The organism is Volucribacter amazonae (assembly GCF_029783845.1).
GTDB classification, from domain to species: Bacteria; Pseudomonadota; Gammaproteobacteria; order Enterobacterales; family Pasteurellaceae; genus Volucribacter; species Volucribacter amazonae.
Window position 1 is genome coordinate 1,425,009 of record NZ_LWID01000001.1, and the last position, 21,943, is coordinate 1,446,951.

18 protein-coding genes and 1 pseudogene are annotated in these 21,943 nt (G+C 39.4%); 11 read left to right on the forward strand and 8 right to left on the reverse strand.

All coding sequences use genetic code 11. The annotated features are described in order from the left end of the window. Nucleotides 1-1,011, forward strand: a complete 1,011-nt coding sequence (gene iolG / locus A6A20_RS06860; RefSeq protein ID WP_279572744.1) for an inositol 2-dehydrogenase — start codon at nucleotides 1-3, stop codon at nucleotides 1,009-1,011. A gap of 433 nt (nucleotides 1,012-1,444) precedes the next feature. On the opposite strand, the gene rpsT is transcribed toward iolG, so the two are convergent. After that, nucleotides 1,445-1,708, reverse strand: coding sequence for a 30S ribosomal protein S20 (rpsT, locus tag A6A20_RS06865; protein WP_017805402.1), 264 nt, complete (start codon nucleotides 1,706-1,708; stop codon nucleotides 1,445-1,447). Between the two features lie 265 nt (nucleotides 1,709-1,973). Here rpsT and murJ point away from each other — a divergent pair, with 265 nt between their 5' ends. From murJ to A6A20_RS06895, 6 genes are all read left to right on the forward strand, one after another. Further along, a complete protein-coding gene (gene murJ, locus A6A20_RS06870; RefSeq protein WP_279572745.1) occupies nucleotides 1,974-3,545 on the forward strand; it encodes a murein biosynthesis integral membrane protein MurJ in 1,572 nt (523 codons plus the stop codon). Between the two features lie 49 nt (nucleotides 3,546-3,594). Then, entirely contained in the window at nucleotides 3,595-4,533 is a 939-nt protein-coding gene (ribF, locus tag A6A20_RS06875; protein ID WP_279572746.1) for a bifunctional riboflavin kinase/FAD synthetase, read from the forward strand. 59 nt (nucleotides 4,534-4,592) lie between these two features. Further along, entirely contained in the window at nucleotides 4,593-7,406 is a 2,814-nt protein-coding gene (gene ileS / locus A6A20_RS06880) for an isoleucine--tRNA ligase (protein WP_279572747.1), read from the forward strand. Nucleotides 7,407-7,491: 85 nt separating this feature from the next. Then, nucleotides 7,492-7,980, forward strand: coding sequence for a signal peptidase II (gene lspA, locus A6A20_RS06885; protein WP_279572748.1), 489 nt, complete (start codon nucleotides 7,492-7,494; stop codon nucleotides 7,978-7,980). A 12-nt stretch (nucleotides 7,981-7,992) separates the two neighbouring features. Next, nucleotides 7,993-8,937 (forward strand): 4-hydroxy-3-methylbut-2-enyl diphosphate reductase, encoded by a 945-nt coding sequence (gene ispH / locus A6A20_RS06890; protein ID WP_279572749.1) that lies wholly within the window; start codon nucleotides 7,993-7,995, stop codon nucleotides 8,935-8,937. 276 nt (nucleotides 8,938-9,213) lie between these two features. Continuing rightward, nucleotides 9,214-9,471, forward strand: a complete 258-nt coding sequence (locus A6A20_RS06895; RefSeq protein WP_279573763.1) for a ComEA family DNA-binding protein — start codon at nucleotides 9,214-9,216, stop codon at nucleotides 9,469-9,471. A 63-nt stretch (nucleotides 9,472-9,534) separates the two neighbouring features. Here the strand turns inward: A6A20_RS06895 and A6A20_RS06900 are convergent, their stop codons facing one another. Further along, entirely contained in the window at nucleotides 9,535-10,329 is a 795-nt protein-coding gene (locus tag A6A20_RS06900) for a methylated-DNA--[protein]-cysteine S-methyltransferase (RefSeq protein ID WP_279572750.1), read from the reverse strand. A gap of 306 nt (nucleotides 10,330-10,635) precedes the next feature. After that, entirely contained in the window at nucleotides 10,636-11,532 is an 897-nt protein-coding gene (locus A6A20_RS06905) for a LysR family transcriptional regulator (protein WP_279572751.1), read from the reverse strand. Nucleotides 11,533-11,775: 243 nt separating this feature from the next. Between A6A20_RS06905 and A6A20_RS06910 the strand changes: the two genes are divergently transcribed. After that, nucleotides 11,776-12,237, forward strand: coding sequence for a GNAT family N-acetyltransferase (locus A6A20_RS06910; protein WP_279572752.1), 462 nt, complete (start codon nucleotides 11,776-11,778; stop codon nucleotides 12,235-12,237). Nucleotides 12,238-12,318: 81 nt separating this feature from the next. Here A6A20_RS06910 and A6A20_RS06915 read toward each other — a convergent pair whose 3' ends face one another. After that, on the reverse strand, nucleotides 12,319-13,170 hold the full coding sequence (locus A6A20_RS06915; protein ID WP_279572753.1) for a LysR family transcriptional regulator: 852 nt from the start codon (nucleotides 13,168-13,170) through the stop codon (nucleotides 12,319-12,321). A gap of 105 nt (nucleotides 13,171-13,275) precedes the next feature. Here A6A20_RS06915 and A6A20_RS06920 point away from each other — a divergent pair, with 105 nt between their 5' ends. From A6A20_RS06920 to A6A20_RS06930, 3 genes and pseudogenes are all read left to right on the forward strand, one after another. After that, nucleotides 13,276-13,893 (forward strand): GNAT family N-acetyltransferase, encoded by a 618-nt coding sequence (locus tag A6A20_RS06920; protein WP_279572754.1) that lies wholly within the window; start codon nucleotides 13,276-13,278, stop codon nucleotides 13,891-13,893. An 80-nt stretch (nucleotides 13,894-13,973) separates the two neighbouring features. After that, nucleotides 13,974-14,114, forward strand: coding sequence for a hypothetical protein (locus A6A20_RS06925; protein WP_279572755.1), 141 nt, complete (start codon nucleotides 13,974-13,976; stop codon nucleotides 14,112-14,114). Nucleotides 14,115-14,139: 25 nt separating this feature from the next. Further along, nucleotides 14,140-14,366, forward strand: a pseudogene (locus tag A6A20_RS06930) (aminotransferase class III-fold pyridoxal phosphate-dependent enzyme); the annotation flags it as partial. Between the two features lie 76 nt (nucleotides 14,367-14,442). On the opposite strand, the gene A6A20_RS06935 reads toward A6A20_RS06930, so the two are convergent. The 4 genes from A6A20_RS06935 to A6A20_RS06950 are packed head-to-tail and all read right to left on the reverse strand — an operon-like array spanning nucleotide 14,443 to nucleotide 21,685. Continuing rightward, nucleotides 14,443-17,616 (reverse strand): type I restriction endonuclease subunit R, encoded by a 3,174-nt coding sequence (locus tag A6A20_RS06935; RefSeq protein WP_279572756.1) that lies wholly within the window; start codon nucleotides 17,614-17,616, stop codon nucleotides 14,443-14,445. Between the two features lie 3 nt (nucleotides 17,617-17,619). After that, nucleotides 17,620-18,606 (reverse strand): hypothetical protein, encoded by a 987-nt coding sequence (locus A6A20_RS06940; RefSeq protein ID WP_279572757.1) that lies wholly within the window; start codon nucleotides 18,604-18,606, stop codon nucleotides 17,620-17,622. Next, complete coding sequence (locus A6A20_RS06945) at nucleotides 18,603-19,898, reverse strand: restriction endonuclease subunit S (RefSeq protein ID WP_279572758.1); 1,296 nt, start codon at nucleotides 19,896-19,898, stop codon at nucleotides 18,603-18,605. The genes A6A20_RS06940 and A6A20_RS06945 overlap by 4 nt, the downstream gene beginning before the upstream one ends. Continuing rightward, nucleotides 19,898-21,685, reverse strand: a complete 1,788-nt coding sequence (locus A6A20_RS06950; protein ID WP_279572759.1) for a class I SAM-dependent DNA methyltransferase — start codon at nucleotides 21,683-21,685, stop codon at nucleotides 19,898-19,900. The genes A6A20_RS06945 and A6A20_RS06950 overlap by 1 nt, the downstream gene beginning before the upstream one ends. Between the last annotated feature and the right edge of the window lie 258 nt (nucleotides 21,686-21,943).

A 21,943-nucleotide genomic window follows, 5' to 3' on the forward strand; every position in this document is an offset into this window, starting at 1 on the left:
ATGATTAAATTAGGAATTATTGGTGCTGGGCGTATCGGGCGAGTACATTCAGAAAGCATTACTAAATACGTTAAAGGTGCAGAAATTAAAGCGATTTCTGATGTCAAAGTTACCCCAGAACTTACTCAATGGGCAAAAGAAATGGGAATTGCCAATGTATATGAAGATTATCGCCAAATTTTGCAAGATCCAGAAATTGATGCGGTATTAGTTTGTTCTTCAACCAATACTCACGCCCCTATTTCCATTGAAGCCGCTACCGCAGGAAAACACGTTTTTTGCGAAAAACCCGTAGATGCAGATCCAGTAAAAATTCGTGAAGTGTTAGCAGCGGTAGAAAAAGCAGGCGTAAAATTCCAAGTAGGCTTTAATCGCCGTTTTGATCATAATTTTAAAGCCATTAAACAACGTGTTGAAGCTGGGGATATTGGCGAACCTCATATTATTCGTGTTACCTCTCGTGACCCTGATGCCCCACCCATTGAATATGTCAAAGTATCTGGCGGAATGTTCTTTGATATGACCATTCACGATTTTGATATGATTCGTTATTTATCCGGTAGCGAAGTAGAAGAAGTGTTTGCAGTGGGACAAGTATTGGTTGATCCTGCCATTGGCGAGGCAGGGGATATTGATACTGCAGTGATTACCCTAAAATTAGCTAATGGTGCAATCGGCGTGATTGATAATAGTCGTAAAGCCGTTTATGGTTATGATCAACGGGCAGAAGTATTTGGCTCAAAAGGAGCAGTACAAACTCGCAATGATACGGATTCAACCGCCATTTATTCCTGTGCAAGTGGTGTTATTGCTGAAAAACCAAAATATTTCTTCCTTGAACGCTATATGCAATCCTTTGCCGATGAAATGATTTGTTTTATTGATGCCGTAGTCAACGACAAGCCAACCAAAGTCAATGGCAATGACGGCTTACAACCCGTCCTCATCGCCCTCGCTGCTAAAAAATCATTAGATGAGAGAAGACCTGTGAAAGTGAGTGAAGTAGGGTAGTTTTATTTAATGGATAAAAACCATAATTGCGTTTTGTGATTATGGTTTTTTGTTTTGAATTAAGTTACGGTTTGATTATACAGCCTTCTTAATTTGAAATAAGACAAAATGGCAAATCTAAGACAACAATAATACGGTAAGGTAATCCACACAGTATTATTCTGAGGTGGAATGACTATATAAAAGAGGGAGGAATCTACTTGGCTCCCTTTACTTTTTATTTAACAACATAATTATGTTATTAATTAGTTCAATAAATACTCCTATTAATAATTGCCCTTATAAAGTTAAATGAATAAGAAGTAGATAAACATTCAATAATTAATGTTCTGAATAATGATGCTTTTACGCGGTCAAAATAAAACCCACTAAACATAATGATTAGTGGGTTTTGTTGGTTTATACCACCTTTAGGTGGCTTTAAGGTACTAAATTATGCTAATTTTTTAATTTGAGCAGATAATTTAGATTTGTGATTTGCTGCTTTATTTTTGTGGATTAAGCCTTTAGATGCCATACGATCCACAACTTTTTGCATTTCAACGAAAGCGGCTTCTGCAACTGCTTTTTCACCAGCGGCAACAGCAGCGTAAACTTTTTTAATATAAGTACGCATCATAGAGCGTTGGCTTGCGTTGTGTTGGCGGCGTTTTTCTGATTGTACCGCACGTTTTTTTGCTGACTTGATATTAGCCAAGGTCAAACTCCTAAGAATTTATCTAGTTTAAATAATGAAAAATAAAGGCGTAAAATATGCCTGTTTTTTATTCTTCTGTCAATCAAAAATTAATTTTATCCATCATTCGGTGAGACACAACCGATTAAGCATCGTTCTAATTCCCTAATTTTGGTTGATTAGGTGCTATGGATAACGATGTAGGCGAGATTTTAACAGTTTTTTTGCGTAGAATACAGGCTTTCTATACAATAAGCACAAATTTTTCTAAGGAAACGTGATTATTTTGAGTAAAGGTCTTTTAAAATCAGGCATTATTGTCAGCACAATGACATTGTTATCAAGAATATTGGGTTTAGTGCGCGATGTGGTTATTGCCAATATTATTGGGGCAAGTGCTGCCGCTGACGTATTTTTATTTGCTAACCGTATCCCAAATTTTTTACGCCGTTTATTTGCGGAGGGAGCGTTTTCACAGGCTTTTGTGCCAGTGTTGGCAGAATATCGTAAACAGGGCGATATGGATAAAACCAGAGAGTTTATTGGCAAAGTTTCAGGTACTTTAGGGGGCTTAGTCAGTATTGTAACCTTATTAGCAATGGTTGGTTCGCCTATTGTGGCGGCTATTTTTGGTACAGGTTGGTTTATTGATTGGCTCAATGATGGTGCTAATGCGGATAAATTTACCCAAGCCTCGTTATTGTTAAAAATTACCTTTCCTTATTTGTGGTTTATTACTTTTGTAGCGTTGTCAGGGGCAATTTTAAATACCTTGGGCAAGTTTGGTGTGATGTCTTTTTCGCCTGTTTTGTTGAATATTGCCATGATTGGCAGTGCGATTTTTTTATCGCCACATACCTCAAGCCCCGATCTTGCCCTAGCCATTGGTATTTTCCTTGGTGGATTATTGCAGTTTTTGTTTCAAATTCCTTTTTTGATTAAAGCTGGAGTATTGGTTAAACCTAAATGGGCATGGAATGATGAAGGGGTTAAAAAGGTACGCACGCTGATGATCCCTGCGTTATTTGGGGTGTCGGTAAGCCAAATTAATTTATTATTAGATACTTTTATTGCCAGTTTTTTAATGACGGGTTCAATTAGCTGGCTTTATTACTCTGATCGCTTGTTGGAATTTCCCTTAGGCTTGTTCGGTATCGCCATTTCTACGGTAATTTTGCCTGCCTTAGCGGCTCATCACGTTAATCGCCATGATAATGCCACCAGTATGCAACAATTTCGTCAGACGATGGATTGGGGTGTGCGTATGATTTTATTGCTAGGTGTGCCTGCGATGATTGGGATTGCGGTCTTAGCTCAACCCATGTTGTTAGTGTTATTTATGCGGGGCAGTTTTACCCTTAATGATGTGCAAGCCACCTCGTTATCATTATGGGCATTTAATGCAGGACTATTAAGTTTTATGCTGATTAAAGTTTTTGCTAATGGCTATTATGCAAGGCAAGATACCAAGACCCCGGTCAAAATTGGTATTATCGCAATGGTTAGTAATATGGGCTTTAATCTCTTAGCCATTTGGTTTAGTTATGTGGGCTTGGCGATTGCTTCTGCTTTGTCCGCTACCTTAAATGCTTACTTATTATATCGTGGTTTAGCAAGAGCAGAAATTTACCATTTTAGCCGTAAAAGTGCGGTGTTTTTTGCCAAAATTTTATGTGCCGCTTTGATTATGGGGGCGTTGGTTTGGTATTGTAATCCTAGCTTAACCCAATGGTATGCTATGGCATTTAACCAACGATTATATTGGTTGATCGGCTTGATTAGTCTTGCGGTATTAAGTTATTTATTATTGCTTTTATTGTTGGGCATTCGTAAACATCATTTATTGGCGAAAGGATAAAATCCACGTATAATGCTTATTTTTGATATTTTCTAACCCTGAGCAAACAATGCAATTTATTCGTGGCATACATAATTTACCACCGCAATTTCAAGGTTGTGCTTTAACCATTGGCAATTTTGATGGTGTTCACCTCGGGCATCAAGCTATTTTACGCCATTTGCGTGAGAAAGCGGATCAACTTGCTTTGCCTATGGTGGTCATGTTATTTGAGCCACAACCTCGTGAGTATTTTATGGGCGAGCAAGCACCCGCAAGGTTAATGCGGTTGCGTGATAAATTGCATTATTTAGCCCAAGCAGGTGTGGATTATGTGCTTGCGGTAAAATTTGACCAAGCCTTTGCTCAACAAACGGCGGAGCAGTTTATTCAAAATGTGTTAGTGAATAAATTGCAGGTAAAATTTCTCAGCATTGGCGATGATTTTCGTTTTGGCGAAAAACGAGAGGGCGATTTTGCTAAATTGCAGCAGGCAGGCGAACGCTTTGGCTTTGTGGTAGAAGATAATAAAAGTTATTGTTTAGCACAATTGCGTGTGAGCAGTACCGCCATTCGTCAAGCCTTGGCACAGGATAATTTAGCCCAAGCAGAAGCCTTATTAGGCAAACCTTATTGCATACGAGGGCGTGTGGTACATGGCAATAAGTTGGGGAGAACCATTGGTTTTCCTACCGCTAATATTATGTTGCATCGCCAAGTCAATCCTGTGCAGGGCGTTTATGCGGTAAAAGTGCGGTTAAAATCAGGAAAATTTTTTAATGGCGTGGCAAATATTGGTAAACGTCCAACCCTAAACGGGGTAAAACAATTATTAGAAGTGCATATTTTTGATTTTACTGGAGATTTGTATGGGCAATGTTTACAAGTGGAACTATGCCATAAAATTCGTAATGAAATAAAATTTCCTTCGTTTGAACAACTTACCGCACAAATTCGCCAAGATGTTGAAACGGCAAAGATTTTCTTTAGTAAGAATATAAAACCATAGATTAAACCCTAAACGTTAAACTGGATTTACCTTAAAATTGATACAAGTGGAATACAACAATGTCTGAAATTGATTACAAAAATACCCTGAATTTACCAGAAACAGGGTTTCCAATGCGGGGCGATTTAGCCAAACGTGAACCGCAAATGCTCAAAAACTGGTACGATAACAACCTTTATCAAAAAATCCGTCAAGCCACGAAAGGCAAGAAATCCTTTATTTTGCATGACGGCCCTCCTTATGCCAATGGGGCAATTCATATTGGACACGCAGTCAATAAAATTTTAAAAGACATTATTGTAAAAGCGAAAACGGCTTCAGGTTATGATTCTCCTTATATCCCCGGTTGGGATTGTCATGGTTTACCTATTGAGTTAAAAGTAGAGAGCTTGGTTGGTAAGCCAAATCAAAAAGTGAGTGCGGCAGAATTTCGCACCGCTTGCCGTCATTATGCCACAGAGCAAGTGGAAGAACAGAAAAAAGATTTTATCCGTTTAGGGGTGCTGGGCGACTGGGATAACCCTTACCTCACCATGAATTTTGATACGGAAGCCAATATTATCCGCACCTTTGCTAAGGCGGTGGCAAATGGGCATTTGTATAAAGGGGCAAAACCTGTTCATTGGTGTTTGGATTGTGGTTCGTCCTTATCAGAAGCGGAAGTGGAATATGAAGATAAAACCTCGCCGTCCATTTATGTACGCTTTATGGCGAGTGATGAAAGTGCGGTAGAAAATAAATTTCATTTACTGGAAAAAGGGCAAGGCAAAATTTCAGCTTTAATTTGGACAACCACCCCTTGGACGTTGCCCTCTAATAGAGCCATTGCTATTCACCCTGATTTTGAATATCAATTAGTACAGTTTGGCGATGAACGGGTTATTTTAGTGAAAGAACTGGTTGAAAGTGTTGCCAAAACTTTAGGTGTAGAGAATGTTAAAATATTGGGTATTGCACAAGGTTCAGAGCTGGAGTTTTTGCGATTTCAACACCCATTCTATGCCTATGATGTGCCATTCATTTTAGGGGAACACGTTACCACAGACGGCGGAACAGGTTTAGTTCATACCGCCCCTGATCATGGTCAAGAGGACTATGTGGTAGCACAAAAATACCATATTAGTATGGCAGGTTTAGTGGGCAATGATGGTAAGTTTATTCCGTCCACTGAATTTTTTGCAGGTTTAGGAGTCTTTGAGGCTAATGGTGCGGTACTGCAAAAATTGGAAGAAACCGGCAGTTTAGTGAAATTAGAAAAAATCCGCCACAGTTATCCTCATTGTTGGCGACACAAAACCCCAATTATTTTCCGTGCAACGCCGCAATGGTTTATTGGTATGGAAACCAAAGGGTTACGTCAACAAGCCTTAAATGAAATTAAGCAAGTGCGTTGGATCCCTGATTGGGGACAAGCTCGCATTGAAAAAATGGTAGAAAATCGCCCAGATTGGTGTATTTCTCGTCAGCGTACTTGGGGTGTACCTGTTCCTCTCTTTATTCATAAGCAAACAGAACAGCTTCACCCTCGTACCGTTGAATTAATGGAAGAAGTGGCTAAACGGGTTGAACAACAAGGTATTCAGGCTTGGTGGGATCTTGAACCAGCGGAATTATTGGGCGAGGAAGCACAAGATTATTCCAAAGTGTTGGATACCCTTGATGTATGGTTTGATTCAGGCTCAACCTATTGGTCAGTGGTAAAAAATCGTCCGGAGTTTCAAGGGCGAGATATTGATATGTATTTAGAGGGGTCAGATCAGCATCGTGGTTGGTTTATGTCTTCATTGATGTTATCCACTGCCACCGAGGGCAAAGCCCCTTATAAACAAGTATTAACCCATGGTTTTACGGTGGACGGTCAAGGGCGTAAAATGTCTAAGTCCATTGGTAATATTGTTACCCCACAACAAGTTATGGATAAGTTCGGTGGCGATATTTTACGTTTATGGGTAGCCTCTACTGATTATACAGGTGAGATGACCGTATCCGATGAAATTCTTAAACGTGCAGCGGACAGTTATCGCCGTATTCGTAATACCGCCCGTTTCTTATTGGCAAACCTAAATGGTTTTGATCCGAAACGTGATCTTGTTGCCCCACAGGATATGGTGGTGTTAGATCGCTGGGCAGTGGATTGTGCTTTGCGTACGCAACAAGAAATTCAAAAAGCCTATGATAATTACCAATTCCATACTGTGGTACAGCGTTTAATGAAATTCTGTTCCATTGAAATGGGATCATTCTACTTAGATATTATCAAGGATCGTCAATATACCACCAAAGCGGATAGCTTGGCACGCCGTAGTTGTCAAACCGCATTATGGCATATTGCAGAAGCCTTAGTGCGTTGGATTGCACCGATTTTATCTTTCACTGCCGATGAAATTTGGCAACATATCCCGGGCGAACGGGCAGAATTTGTCTTTACTGAAGAGTTTTACACAGACTTATTTGCACTAGACAAGCAAGAAAGTATGGACGATCAGTATTGGCAAAAGGTGTTAGAAGTGCGGTCAGAAATTAACCGAGTTTTAGAACAAGCCCGCAATGAAAAAGTCATTGGTTCATCACTGGAGGCAGAAATCACTATTTATGCTAATGATGAATTATCCGCTTTATTGAATAAATTAGCTGATGAATTACGTTTTGTGCTGATTACCTCCAAAGCAGAAGTAAAACCTTTAGCACAGGCTGATGTCGCTGAGGGCGAAATTCAAGGTCTGGCAGTAAAAGTAATACGTTCGCAAGCAGAGAAATGCCCACGTTGTTGGCATTATTCCGCCACCATTGGCACAAATCCGCAACACCCAACACTTTGTGCTCGTTGTGTGGAAAATGTGGACGGCAAAGGCGAAGTGCGCCACTTTGCTTAATATTTAACAAAAGCCAATTAATCGCTTGTTTTTCGCAAGCGGTTAATTGGCTTAAATCTATACCATAGTATTAAGGCAATCAACAATGGAAAAACACAAATCAGGATTGGCATTTCTATGGCTTAGTTTGTTAGCCATAGTGATTGATTTAGCCAGTAAATATGCGGTAGTAAAGCATTTTCAATTATTTGAAAGTGTCAATATTTTACCCATATTTAATCTTACTTATGTGCGTAATTATGGGGCTGCCTTTAGTTTTTTAGCAAACCATAGTGGTTGGCAAAAATTCTTTTTTATTGGTATTGCATTAGTAATTTCTGTGTTATTGATTTATTGGTTAGCCAAAAATTCACGCCAACAATATTTACAAAATACCGCCTATGCCTTAGTGATTGGTGGCGCATTAGGTAATATGTTTGATCGGCTTTATCATGGTTTTGTGGTGGACTTTTTAGATTTTTATTGGGATATTTATCATTATCCTGTGTTTAATTTTGCTGATGTGTTTATTTGTGTTGGCGCAGGTTTATTGATTTTAGACCAAATTAAGGCAAGTAAACAGAATAAACAATAATGTGGGAAAGATATGAAAATCATTTTAGCCAATCCTCGAGGGTTTTGTGCCGGCGTTGATCGAGCAATAAGCATTGTAGAACTTGCGTTAGAAATTCATGGTGCACCCATTTACGTTCGCCACGAAGTGGTACATAACCGTTTTGTGGTCAATGGATTAAGGGAACGAGGGGCAATTTTTGTAGAGGAACTTGATGAAGTGCCAGATGATGCCATTGTTATTTTTTCGGCACATGGTGTTTCGCAAGCAGTTCGGCAAGAAGCCAAAAGACGCAATCTCAAGGTATTTGATGCCACTTGCCCATTGGTAACCAAAGTACATATGCAAGTGGCTCGTGCTAGTAAACGAGGTACTAAAGCGATTTTAATCGGGCATGAAGGACACCCCGAAGTAGAAGGGACAATGGGGCAATATGACAATAGCGAAGGCGGTATCTTTTTGGTGGAAAATGTGGAAGATATTGCCAAATTAGGCTTGCAAAGTGATGATAACCTTACCTTTATGACCCAAACCACCTTATCCATTGATGATACGGTGGATATTATTGAGGCATTAAAGCAAAAATACCCAGCCATTCAAGGTCCACGCAAAAATGATATTTGTTACGCCACCACCAATCGCCAGCAGGCAGTGCGAGAATTAGCGAAACAATCGGATTTAGTGTTAGTGGTAGGCTCAAAAAATTCCTCTAACTCCAATCGTTTAGCAGAATTAGCTTCTCGTATGGGGGTAAAAGCGAAATTAATTGATGGGGCAGAAGACATTGATCCTGCTTGGCTACAACAAGTCAATACCATCGGCATTACCGCAGGTGCATCAGCCCCTGAAGTGTTGGTACAATCTGTAGTGGCACATTTGCAACAATTAGGGGTAACCCAAGTTGAAGAATTACAAGGTTGTGAAGAAAATACCGTATTTGAAGTGCCGAGAGAACTACGCATTAATGAAGTCAATTAATCATACTTTAAATTGAAACAACGATATTGCTCATTGGGATAAAAAGTGCGGTTTTTTCTACCGCATTTTTTCTTTTTGCGAGCCAGATCGAGAAAAGACAAGGCATATTACGATTTTATTTGTGAACTCATTTCCTTTACTTGCAAAATAGTTTTGCTTTTCAGAATTAAAAGCAACTTAACATTTATTATGCTTACAACAAGAAAAGGAAAACCTATGAAAAAATTTAATCTATTAATTGCCACCCTATTGTTCTCTTATTTATGCTTTAGCCCAATGGGGATCGCCAATCCGTCCACAGCAACAACGTCAGCACAGGCTTCATCGCTTCAGCTCAATCAGGTTAATATTAATACCGCCACCGCAGAACAGCTACAAAAAACCTTAATTGGCATCGGTAGTAAAAAAGCCGAAGCAATCATACAATACCGAGAAAAATTTGGTGCATTTACCGCCCCTGAACAATTATTAGAAGTATCAGGTTTCGGCAAAGCTACCTTAGAAAAGAACCGTGAACGTATTGTGTTGGAGTAACTATTCCATTAATGCTCTGATGGACAATTAAAAATAATACAGTGTTGGTGTGCCAACGCCGTATTATTTTAAAGTGGGGCGACTATATTTACCCTCATCAACCCCGCTTTCCAACGCTAACAAATAACGTTTGCGCCCCAATCCACCGCCATAGCCGCCCAGCTCGCCGTCTTTTTTTACCACCCGATGACAAGGAACAATAATGGCGATTTTGTTTTTACCATTGGCGTTCGCTACTGCGCGCGTGGCATTAGTCAGCCCTAAAGCCAGCGCTTGTTCGCTGTAAGCGCGCGTTTCGCCGTAGTTGATATTGATTAAGCCTTGCCAAACTTGTTGCTGAAACGCTGTTCCCACCCAATCCAACGGCACACTAAATTGTTGACGTGTTTGAGCAAAATATTCATTGATTTGCTGCTGCAATGTTTGTACCGCTGGGGTGTGTTGCAAAGAGAGGGAAGATTGAAAATGCTTCATTAATTGCTTAATTTCGGTTTCCAACATTTTTCGGTCAATAAATTCCAGCAAGCACAGCCCCTGTTCAGAAAAAATACTCAACATTTGTCCGATAGGCGTATCAATAAAGGCGTAATAAAGTCGCTGATAAGGTTGTGATGACTGATGATGCAATAAAAACCACAGCCGTTTTAAGCGAACAAACGCCCCTAATGAACAAGGCAACTGTTGTTGAAAAAAACGTTTGTAATGCGCTAATTCCTGCTCGGATTGCAAGGGGTGTTCAAGATAAGATTTCGGCGGACAATCGGTTTTAGCGAGCCAAGCGAGATAAGGATCATGGTCAAAAGGGGCAAGCTGGGTTAACGTGTCTACAAGAGAGAGTGTGAGGGATTGATGTGACATGCTATTCTCCTTAATCTGAATTCATTAGAGTTTAAACAATTGACTTGAAAAATCAATCAGGTTTTTTACGTATTGGTTGTGAATGGGTTGATTAAAAACAAAGTAAAATAAAAGGGTTATGGTAGCGTCAGATATTTTATCGCCGTCCCACTTTAAAATGATAGCAGCACGCCTCGCCGTATTTTTTGTACTGTCTCCTTGTCCCATTTTAAATTAAAACGACTATACATTTTTAAACTAAGAGGGCATTTGTTTAGGAATGAAAGTGCGGTAAGTTTTTGAGGTATTTTTTACCGCTATTTCTCTTTATTCCCTTGCTTTCCGATAGGTCGCCATTAGCCATTCCACAAAGGCGGTGAGGCGGAGGTTTTGGTGTTTGTTGGGAGGGTAAACGAGGTAAAAGGTAAGGTCGGGGTGTTGCCAGTCGGGTAGCACTTCAATCAATTCACCGCTGTCTAGTTGCGCTTGCACATAGGGGCGGAAAACTTGCCCAATGCCAAGCCCTGCTTGGAGCATGGCGATTAAACCGTTGCCTTCGTTGGCACAATAATGCTGGGTTTTGTATTCAATGGTTTCGCCATTTTGTTCAAAAATCAGGGCTTTATTTTTGCCTGTTTGTTGCGAAAAATAGCCAACAATGCGGTGTTTTTCTAGGGCTTGTAGGTTTTGCGGTATGCCGTATTTTGCCAAATAGGCTTTGCTGGCACAGGTTACAAAGGGAAGTTGGCAAAGGGGGCGGGCGATTAGCCCTAAATCCTGTAATTTTCCTGCACGAATAACGCAATCTACCCCCTCGCCAATCAGGTCGGTCAGGCGGTCTCCGATGCCGAGATTAAGCTGTATGGCGGGGTATTTTTCTGCAAAGTCAGGTAATTGGGGGATAAGCGATTGGTGGGCGAATAGGGCTGGCACGTCCACGCGTAATAATCCACTGATTTGGCATTGTTGTCCACGTATTAAATTGTCGGCGTGGTCAATGTCGGCGATAAGCCGTTGAGCGTGTTGATAGTAGCTTTGCCCCTCAGCGGTAAGGCTTAATTGGCGTGTGGTGCGTGTGAGCAGTTTGCAATGGAGATGATTTTCTAAGTCTGCCATCAGTTTGCTTACGGTAGAACGTGGCATTTGCAGTTGGTCGGCGGTTTTGGCAAAGGATTCGGTTTGCACAATTCGCACAAACACGCGCATAGCGGTTAGTTGATCCATAGATTATCCATATTTTTGTATAGTGAAGTAGTTTTTGTTATTTTTAAATATATGGGTGTTTATTATAAGGAATAAGCGATAGGCGCACAAGGTTTTTGGGGTGGTAAATAAGTGCGGTGAGTTTTGGGATTATTTAGTCCCTTTCATATTAAAATGATTTCTTTTATATTGAAATGGTTATAAATAGAGAATAAACAGTTTAGGCGATATTTATTTGCCTTATTGAGAAAAAGGAAAACAATTATGATACGTTTAGCCACTTTAGCGGATATTCCAGCGTTAAATGATTTATTGCAAGATATTTTGCACGTTCATCATCAAGCAAGGCCTGATATATTCAATGCATCAGGACAAAAATTTTCTGAAACGGAATTAGTGGAACGGCTTAATGATCCCGATAACCCTGTTTTTGTGTATGAGCTTGCGGGGCAAGTTGTCGGTCATCTTTTTTGTGAATTATCAATGCCAACAGGCGATGTGTTAAAGCCAGTCAAAACCCTATTTATTGATGATCTTTGTGTGGCAAGCTCTGCACGAGGGCAAAAAATTGGCGAACAACTTTATCAATTTGCCGTTGATTATGCCAAGCAGCAAGGTTGTTATCATTTAACATTAGATGTTTGGGCGGATAATGTCAGAGCAGTTCAGTTTTATGAGCGTTTGGGAATGAAACCCCAAAAATTGCGTATGGAAAAAATTTTATAAAAAATTTCAGGCATCCTAAAGGTTGTCTGAATTTTTTTACTTATCAAAGTGCGGTTAGTTTTTAAAAAATTTCCTTAAACCTCAATAAATTTTTTGTAACCCCTGCACCAAAAACGTGGTGGCTGGGGTAATTTTATGTTGGTGGGAAAGCAACAGCGTAATGGGGTATTGTGGTGTGGTTAGGTCAAATGCAAGATCCAGCACCGTCAGTTCATTTAACCATTCATCATTAAGCAACTGGGCGGGCATAATGCACCAGCCGATGCCTTGTTGCGCGAGAAAGCAGAGGCTGTAATAGCTGTTGCATTGCCATTGGCGTGGCGATAAGCGGTAATGGGGTTGGTCATCGTGCTGTAATTGGCAATATTGCCCTAAGGTTTGGGCGGAAATGTGGCGTTGTGTTGCCAATGGATGGTGTTTGGCGGCGACAGCAATCAGGCGTTCATTGCCCAATACTTGGCTTGATAAATGAGGGTGGGATTGTTGTTGATAGCAAATGCCAAGATCTGCCCGTCCTTGCGTGATGATTTCTGCAATGCGTTGATTATCTTCGCTTGCGATACGCAGGTTGAGCAAAGGAAAGCGTTCGGCAAGTTCGGCAAACAGTGCCAGTAATTTATCCGTTATCAAGGTTTCTTCTAATAGGATACGTAATTGGTGTGGCTCGCCGTTGCTGAGGGCGTTGGCTTTTTGTTGAAAAAAGTGGGCTTGTTGCAATAGGTCTTGTGCAAGGGGCAACAGGGCTTTGCCATTTTCAGTCAGGGTGGCTTGGTTTTGCTGGCGGATAAATAAGGTTTGGTTGAGTTCAATCTCTAGGTTAGCAATGCTTTGGCTAACGCTGGATTGTGCCTTGCCTAATCGGCGCGCGGCGGCGGAAAAAGAACCCAGCTCACAGACGAGAACAAAGGCTTTTAATTGGTCTAATTGATACATTTTTCCCTCTCTGCTATCGTTTTTTTCGATAGCCAGTCATTTTTTGCTCTCAATATTTTACGATAGGATTGCGACTTTAAACAATAATTGATATGCGAGGAAATCATGCAAACCTTAACCCTAAAACCCTTTGCCAAACAGGACTATAATCTTGCCATACAATCTGCTATTCGTGGTATGCACTTTGATTGGTATTTGGCACAACCTTGGTTGCAACGTCTTTATGGACGCTATTTTTTATATTTAGAAATGAACCGAGCCAGCCATATTTTTGCCGCCTATCAAGGACAACAATTTGCAGGTTTATTATTATGCGAAATGTATGGCGCACCCAAAGCCCATCGCTGTTGGTGGCAATCTTGTTATGTCAAAGGGGTGGATTGGCTACAAAAATGCCTATTTAAACAAGGCGTTCAAGGTTATGAACAAGCCAATCAAGCGATGAAAGCCGACTATTTACGCCAACACCAACCTGATGGCGAAATTATCTTTCTCGCCGCCAATCCGCAACTTGCGGTAAAAGGTGTTGGCAGTTTTCTGCTCCAAGCCTTAGCGGAACAGGTTAAAGGAAAAACGTTATTTTTATATACCGATGACCAATGCAACTATACTTTTTACGAAAAGAAAGGCTTTCAACGAGTGGGCGAACGCACCATTGAACTTAATATCCATAACCGCCAATTACCTTTAACTTGTTTAATGTATAGCAAAAAGTTTGCATAAAAAGTGCGGTCTATTTGCAAAAAATTTCAGGCAACAAGGTTGCCTGAAATTTTTTTATGACAACACAAATTAAGGAAAAAATGCTAAAACTCACTTTTATCACCCTCAAATGGCTGTTGATTATCGCCTTGTTATTGGCGGCAGTGATTTGGGGTTATATCCAATTTTACCCTACCTTTGGGGTGGTACCTGATGCAGAAAGCCTTGTCAAAATACAGTAATCGCCGAATTTTAATGGCGAGGTGTTTGTCATCTTGGTGGGAGGCATTGCACGGTTATATCATCCAATGTTAAACCAAGCTGCGGAAGAGCAATTAAGTAGAATGAGCCATATTATGTTTGGCGGTTTTACTCATGAACCGGCGGTGCAACAAACACTATTAAATATTTTGTCACCAGATCCAAATAAAATCTTTTTTGCAGATAGCGGTTCTGTCGCCGTTGAATTACAACGCTTTATTGCAGAATATCAAGATCGCTTTAGTCATAAAAAAACGGACAAGTAAGTTTGACTTATCGTCCGTTGTATCTGGTGGCAACAAAGTAAGATTAATCCTCTTTGCTCAAATTATCTGCTACCACTTCTGCCTGTTCTAATACAAACTCGATGGCTTCAGTTTGGAGATCAGGCGGATATTTATATTTCAATAAAATTCGACGGATTAATACACGCATCTTGGCACGCACTGACTCTTTGTGTTGCCAGTCAATAGTAATTGATTTACGCAATGTATTGGTTACTTCTCGAGCTAACTGTACCAATGTTTCATCGCCCATGAGTTTTGTTGCACTGTCATTACGGGCTAATGCGTCATAAAACGCCAATTCTGCTGAATTAAGACCTAAACTTGCTCCTTTAGTGAGTTCATTTTGCAAGGCTTTTGCCATCTCCACTAATTCTTGGATAATTTCCATTACTGTTAAATTGTGGTTATGGTATTGGTTCATTGCTTGTTTTAATTTTTCTTCAAATCGTTTTTGTGTGGCAAGATTGTTAGCAGCTTTAGTGCGGATTTCACTTTTCAAGTAGCGTTCCACGCTACTAAGCCATAAATCAGGCGTATCACTTTTCTCTACGACGCCTAAAAATTCCTCTGATAATAAACTGATATTAGGCTGTTCTTGTTGCAATAAATCAAAGAGATCAATCACTTCATCGGAAGAAATCGCTTGATTAACCAAATGTAATATTTGTAATCGCCGTTCTTTTGGGCTGTGATTACTGTGATTTTCTGATTTGATAATGGTTGCCCGCACGGCATCATAAAAAGCGATTTCCTGTTGGTACGCTTGGGTTTCAGGCAATGCACCACATAACGAAAAGCCTTTTTTTACCAATCGGATAGCTTGTAAAAAGCGATTTTTGCGCGGTGTTTTTTCTGCTGTTACCGTTTGCGAATAATTATTTGGTTTAGTCATACGATCCAAACCGAGAATATGTGAGGCAGCTCGGTGAATACTGGCTAATAATTCTTTCCCATCGGTTAGCGTTAAAATTTTGGCAATATCAATCTTTTTACCATCAACAGGCGTGGCAAATTGCCCACGAATGATATCAATGTATTCCAACATTTTTTGGAAAACCGTTTCAATATCGGTTTTCACTTCACTTTTACCGCCAGCGTTAGTGTATTGTCTGGTTGCTGCTTTTAACTCTTCCGCCAGACCGACATAATCCACAATTAAGCCGCCATTATCACGGCTTTTATTATGAAAGACACGATTAACCCGTGCGATGGCTTGCATTAGATTATGCCCTTGCATCGGCTTATCAATATACATTGTATGACAACAAGGGGCATCAAAACCGGTAAGCCACATATCACGTACAATCACTATCTTGAGTGGATCATCGGGATTTTTAAAACGTTTTTCTAAGGTTTTCTTATCAGAGCTGGAATAGACATATTTTTGCAGTTCTTCAGGATCACTGGCAGATCCTGTCATCACAATTTTAATGGCGCCTTGATGAATATCGTCGCTATGCCAAGCAGGGCGTAAGGCAATAATTTCTTCATAGAGTTTGACGCAAATACGGCGGCTCATAACCACCAGCATGGCTTTGCCGTCAAACAACGTATTACGGGTTTCAAAATGATTGACGAAATCTTTGGCTAACTGTTTTAAACGGCTGTCGTTACCCATTAATTGTTCACGCAAGCCGAAATTGTCGCTGTTTTCGTCCTCATCAATAATATTTTGTGCTTCATTCACCGATTGGATAAATTCAGCACTTTCTCTAAGCGGAATTTGGCGCGCTTCATAAATAATCGGCACTGTTGCACCGTCCTCGACCGCATCGTGAATATCATAAATGGAAACATATTTACCAAATACTTCTTGGGTATCTTTATCTTCTAAGCTGATTGGTGTACCGGTAAAACCGATAAAAGCAGCGTTAGGCAACGCATCTCGTAAATGTTTCGCATAGCCACCAACACGATATTCGCCATTTTTATTATTTAATTTAGCATTGAAACCATATTGCGAACGGTGAGCTTCATCGCTGATCACAATAATATTATGTCGATCATTTAGGGTAGGGTGGCGGTTTTCTGTATCCAATAAAGCAAACTTTTGAATCGTGGTAAAAATAACGCCGCCGCTTTCCCGTTTGGCTAATTCCAAACGCAACGCCTCACGACCGTCCGCCTGAATTGGGGTACCTCGAATCAACTCTTGCCCATTACAAAAAGTCGCATAAAGTTGACCGTCTAAATCATTGCGATCGGTAACCACCACAATCGTTGGATTTTGCAATTCAGGTTGTGCAATCAATTTTCCAGCATAAAACAGCATTGATAAGGATTTGCCTGAACCTTGTGTATGCCAGACTACGCCGATTTTTGAGCTGTGGCTTTGGTTAGCGGCAATGGTACATTCTACCGCTTCATTCACGCCATAAAATTGATGATAGGCGGCTGATTTTTTAATAACAGAATCCTGATATCTTTCAAAAGTAATAAAATAGTGGATATAATCTAGCAGCATATCAGGCTGCATTAAACCGTTCAGTAAACCGCTTAATTCATCTTCAAAAAGAATACGTTGGCTGCGATTTTTTTCATCGACTACTTTCCAAGGGGAAAAACGTTCCCAATCGGCAGTGAGTGAGCCGATCCGAGCAAAAGTACCATCAGAGATAATTTGTAATTGGTTATAAACAAAGAGATCACTGATATCTTGTTGATAGGTTTGTAGTTGATTAAATGCGCGCTTTAAATCGGCATTAATATCAAGCGGATTTTTAAATTCAAAAACAATAAGAGGTAAACCGTTAATAAAGGCGATTAAATCAGGAATCCGTTTGCCACGTTTACCCGCAATCTCCAACTGATTAATCACCAGTAAGTGATTATTTGCGACAGCTTGAAAATCAATTAAACGGACATAATCGTGTTTTTCTTCACCTTGTGGATTGATATAATGGACAGGCACGCCTTGTTTGAGGTATTGATAAAATTGTTGATTACGTTCAGCTAGTGAGAGAATATCTGCTTGAGTAACGGTTTTTAGCACCTCTTCCACAGTATCATTAGGTAGTTGAGGATTAAGGCGTTCGATTGCTTGGCGTAATAATGGTAAGAGGACGACTTCTTTAGTGCTACTGCGATAAGGGTGTTGACCGCCCTCAATAACAGTAGCGCCGTGAACGTATTGCCAACCGAGTTGCAGCAAGGTTTCAATCGCTTGGTTTTCAATGGTGGATTCGTTGATTTTCATGGGTTATCCCTTACTCTTACTTGCAGGACTATTATTTACAGGTATAGATTTATCAATAATTTTGGATAGTAGTTCTTCCATTGGAATTTTTTCCACAGTTGATTTATCTAGTAATAGAGCAGGGTTTAATCCTAAACCTTCTATTGAAACTTTATGCAAACTATTAACAACTTCTTGAGCAGAGTTATTTGTATCTATTAGATTAAAACGATTCTTTTTAATTAACTCTAAATAATTTAAATAAGATTGTGCTATAACGGCTTTATGTAAATAGGCTTGTTCAATCTTTTTATTTTGAGAGATTTGTTTTGATAAAAATAGAATAGCCCAAATAATTGGTATTATGCTAGTTATTCTAAGGATAACCATTTCTAATGTATTATCAAAATTTATAGTGAAAATTGAGCATAAGATTTTATTATTAATTAAACAAGGGATAGTGATGACTTTTAATATAATAAGTATCCAAATAAATAAGAATAATAATAAGCTATAAAAAAATATAGCTTGACACTTCACTTTTCTATTATATTCCTTATATTGTTCATTAAATGGTTTCTTTATGCTATGAGTAGTTAATTCTCCAAATAATTCATTAGCTCTACTTTGAAATTCATCTTGTTGTTTTTTGAAAGCCTTTTCATATCTCTCTAAAACAGAAAAATTGGGAATTTTTCCATTAATGCTATTTAAATATGTTTTTAGTTCATCAATTAATTTTTCTACTTCTCTACAATGAGTATCAGATAAGGTATAGTTTTTCTTATTAATAAAATATTCTCTGATATTTAATAAATGTTCTATGGTTTTATCTTTTTGCTCATCGGTAAGTAACTCAAGAGTAAAAGGATAGAAATACTCAGATAAAATAGGAATCTGTTTTTTTATTTTATCTTCAGATTCCATATTTTCTGATGTCAAATTTGATAAGTAATTTTCGACCTCAGACCAGTAATGTTGCATACTATTTGTATCATTTTTGTTTATCATAACTCAATCTCTCCACTTAATAATTTAGGTAATAAGGTATCTCGGGCTTGGGCTAGGGTTTGGTTTTCTTGGGTATTTTGTGCAATTTTTGAAAAATTATTTTTAACTAATTTTCCAAAAACTTCTGTTAAACTTTCATTAGGAACAATAACTTCTTTAATTAAAAAATCTGGAAAGTGTCCTTTATATTCTACAAATTCCTGTTTTCCTAAAGTGGCTAAATAAAGCCAATAGATATTTAGTTTTTTACCCTTGAAAGCAAAAACATTTTGAATAGCACTAAAATCAAAGTGAATTAACCGCATATAACAAGTATGGTTTGCAAAGACAATCACAGGATTTTCAATACTTGCAGTTACCCCTGCTTCATCATTATGATAACCAATAATTCCTGATTTTCCTTGATCTAATACAGGAACTTTGCCGTCAGGTATTGTTGTTTTTTGACTATATTTTTTCCCAACTGGAATTTTTTGGATAACTTCATCAATTTTTTTCACCTCCCACCCTTTCGGCACCAACCCCATCTCACTTTCCACAAACTCACTTGGGAAAGCGGCGGCGGTTTGTTGCAGTTGTTGGTAGGCTTGCGGATTGCTGTTGGCTAATTTAATGACTTCAGCTTCCGTTTTTCCGCTAATACTTGCCATTGCCGCCAACTCTGCTTGTTCGGCAGTTTTGCCTGCTGCAAGGGCGTCGGCTTTGGCGTGTACTGGGGCAAAATCAATAAACCAATGCTTAAAAATTGCTTGAGCCAGGGCTTCTAGGGTTTGGTTGGTTTGGGAGTTAAGGTGGATTTTGTCGTCTAATGTTTTTAAGATATTTGCTACTTTTTTCTCATTATGTTTTCCTAATCTCGGGATTAATAAACTTTCTAATACTGGAATTCTTAAATTACTAACAGTAGAGCCAGTTCCTTCATTCCAAGAAATTTGATTCTGAACTTTAGGTGATAATAAAGCATAAAGTAAATAATCAGAATCTATATTTTCCATTGGTCTAATTAATACTTGCCTTTGCCCTAAACAGCATTCTAAATTTTTAGGTATTTTGCACACTTCACCCATAGGGGCTTCTCGTGTAATAACAATATCGCCAAATTTTGGTTTGGCTCTTTTTATTCTATGCTTGAAATTTTCCTCGTCTGTATAACTGCAATTTTCCAAAATAAGTTTTCCATTTTTTATTCCTTGATTCCGCAATACAGTGTATCCTGAAGTAGTCCATTTAGGTGTAGAGTGAGGGCAATCCACAATTAAAGCAGAGATATTTTTTAATGTATCTAGTTTCATCACTCACCCCCAAATATCGCCAAATTCTGTTTAATCTGTTGTTCCAACGCTTGCCCTTGTGCAAATTGCTGCTCTAAAAGTGCGGTCAAATTTGCGATTTTTTCTGCAAACGGCACGCTGTCATCTTGTTGTTGCGCTGTGCCGACATAACGTCCCGGGGTAAGCACAAAATCATTTTTGGCGATTTCGTCTAGGTTGGCGGAATAGCAGAAACCTGCTTGGTCTTGATAGTCGTTATTGTTTTGCCAAGCGTGGTAAGTACCGGCAATTTTGGCAATATCGGCAGCGGTAAAATCACGCAATACCCGATCTTTCATATAACCAATCTCACGAGCATCAATAAACAACACTTTATTTTGTTGATTTTTCGCTTTATTTAAAAACCAAATACAGGCAGGAATTTGCGTATTGGTAAAGAGCTGACCCGGTAGAGCGACCATACATTCCACTAAATCCGCTTCCACTAAACGCCGACGAATTTCACCTTCGCCATTGGTTTGGCTGCTCATTGAACCGTTTGCCAATAACAAGCCCATACGACCTTTTGGTGCGAGGTGATAGAGCATATGTTGTAACCAAGCAAAGTTGGCGTTACCTTTTGGTGGTATGCCATATTGCCAGCGTGGGTCATCTACTAAACTTTCGTTCCACCATTCGTCCATATTGAACGGCGGATTTGCCATTACAAAATCCATCTTTTTATCAATATGTTGTGGATTGGTAAAACTGTCGGCATTGCTTTTACCGAAATCAAATTCGATACCACGAATCGCCATATTCATGGCTGCCAGTTTCCAGGTGGTCGGATTAAATTCCTGCCCATAAATAGACACATCGTTGATTTTGCCTTGATGCGCTTGAATAAATCGTTCAGTTTGCACAAAGAAACCGCCAGACCCCATTGCTGGGTCAAAAATCCGCCCTTTATAGGGTTGTAGCATTTCGACAATCAACGTAACGATGGATTTTGGCGTAAAATATTGACCGCCTTTTTTCCCTTCCGCTAAGGCAAATTGCCCTAAGAAATATTCATATACATGCCCTAAAATATCTTTCGCTGCGAGAGAAATTGGCTTGCCGTCATAAGTCGGACGGGTAAAATTGGTATCGGAAAAGAGATTAATCAAACCGATTAACGTGGTTTCATCAACTTGATAACCGGAAATGCGTTGAATAATACCTTTCAGTTTTTCGTTTTCTCGTTCTATGGCAGTAAAGGCGTCATCAATCAGATTGGCAACGCCTTTGAACTTTGCTCCCCAAGGCAATTCAGCCCCTTTGGCTAAAGTACTGTAATTTTTGATATTGTCCCAACGGGCTTCTTGCGGTACCCAAAAGATATTTTCCGCCGTGTAATAATCTCGTGTTTCTAATTCGCTATTTAAAATCTCTTGATATTGTTGTGCATCAAAATCAGCAGGATCAAGATAAAGTTCGTGTGCGGGATTTTGCAGTTGGGCGGTCAGTTTTTCTCGGAAACTGATAAAACTGTCGGAAATATATTTGAGAAAAATAAAACCAAGAACGATATGTTTATAATTGGCGGCGTCTAATTGTTGACGGAGTTTGTTGGCAGATTCCCAAAGTTGGGCATCAAGGTTGTTTAAAAAAGCTTGACAGGCTAATTCATCAGCAGCTACGCTGTCTGTCTGTCTGTCTGTCTGTCTGTCTGTCTGTCTGTCTGTCTGTCTGTCTGTCTGTCTGTCTGTCTGTCTGTCTGTCTGTCTGTCTGTCTGTCTGTCTGTCTGTCTGTCTGTCTGTCTGTCATAATAATTCCTTATCGTCAAGTCGTTAATGAGTGATCGTTAAAAATATGTAAGCACGATTGTACTTGCATTTCAAACTGCTGACAAACCTTTTCAAAGTAATTTAGATAAAAAAGAGTTTGTTTTTTTACTTTGTCGTATTTCTCTTGATTTTCCTTTCAGATAACTGTGTAAACGGTTATTTTCCCGATTTTCTCACTCATCTTTAAAGGTGGTTTTTTGGAATGAGCTATCTCTATTTCATATTGGGGAGTGGCGGTATTTTTGAGCTTTTTCAAT

Coding starts and splice junctions, on each gene's coding strand:
- A6A20_RS06935 (WP_279572756.1), bottom strand. CDS start 17,616: ATGAAAATCAACGAATCCACCATTGAAAACCAAGCGATTGAAACCTTG.
- ispH (WP_279572749.1), top strand. CDS start 7,993: ATGAAAATCATTTTAGCCAATCCTCGAGGGTTTTGTGCCGGCGTTGAT.
- ribF (WP_279572746.1), top strand. CDS start 3,595: ATGCAATTTATTCGTGGCATACATAATTTACCACCGCAATTTCAAGGT.
- A6A20_RS06920 (WP_279572754.1), top strand. CDS start 13,276: ATGCAAACCTTAACCCTAAAACCCTTTGCCAAACAGGACTATAATCTT.
- A6A20_RS06945 (WP_279572758.1), bottom strand. CDS start 19,898: ATGAAACTAGATACATTAAAAAATATCTCTGCTTTAATTGTGGATTGC.
- lspA (WP_279572748.1), top strand. CDS start 7,492: ATGGAAAAACACAAATCAGGATTGGCATTTCTATGGCTTAGTTTGTTA.
- A6A20_RS06915 (WP_279572753.1), bottom strand. CDS start 13,170: ATGTATCAATTAGACCAATTAAAAGCCTTTGTTCTCGTCTGTGAGCTG.
- A6A20_RS06940 (WP_279572757.1), bottom strand. CDS start 18,606: ATGATAAACAAAAATGATACAAATAGTATGCAACATTACTGGTCTGAG.
- ileS (WP_279572747.1), top strand. CDS start 4,593: ATGTCTGAAATTGATTACAAAAATACCCTGAATTTACCAGAAACAGGG.
- A6A20_RS06900 (WP_279572750.1), bottom strand. CDS start 10,329: ATGTCACATCAATCCCTCACACTCTCTCTTGTAGACACGTTAACCCAG.
- A6A20_RS06895 (WP_279573763.1), top strand. CDS start 9,214: ATGGGGATCGCCAATCCGTCCACAGCAACAACGTCAGCACAGGCTTCA.
- iolG (WP_279572744.1), top strand. CDS start 1: ATGATTAAATTAGGAATTATTGGTGCTGGGCGTATCGGGCGAGTACAT.
- A6A20_RS06910 (WP_279572752.1), top strand. CDS start 11,776: ATGATACGTTTAGCCACTTTAGCGGATATTCCAGCGTTAAATGATTTA.
- A6A20_RS06905 (WP_279572751.1), bottom strand. CDS start 11,532: ATGGATCAACTAACCGCTATGCGCGTGTTTGTGCGAATTGTGCAAACC.
- A6A20_RS06925 (WP_279572755.1), top strand. CDS start 13,974: ATGCTAAAACTCACTTTTATCACCCTCAAATGGCTGTTGATTATCGCC.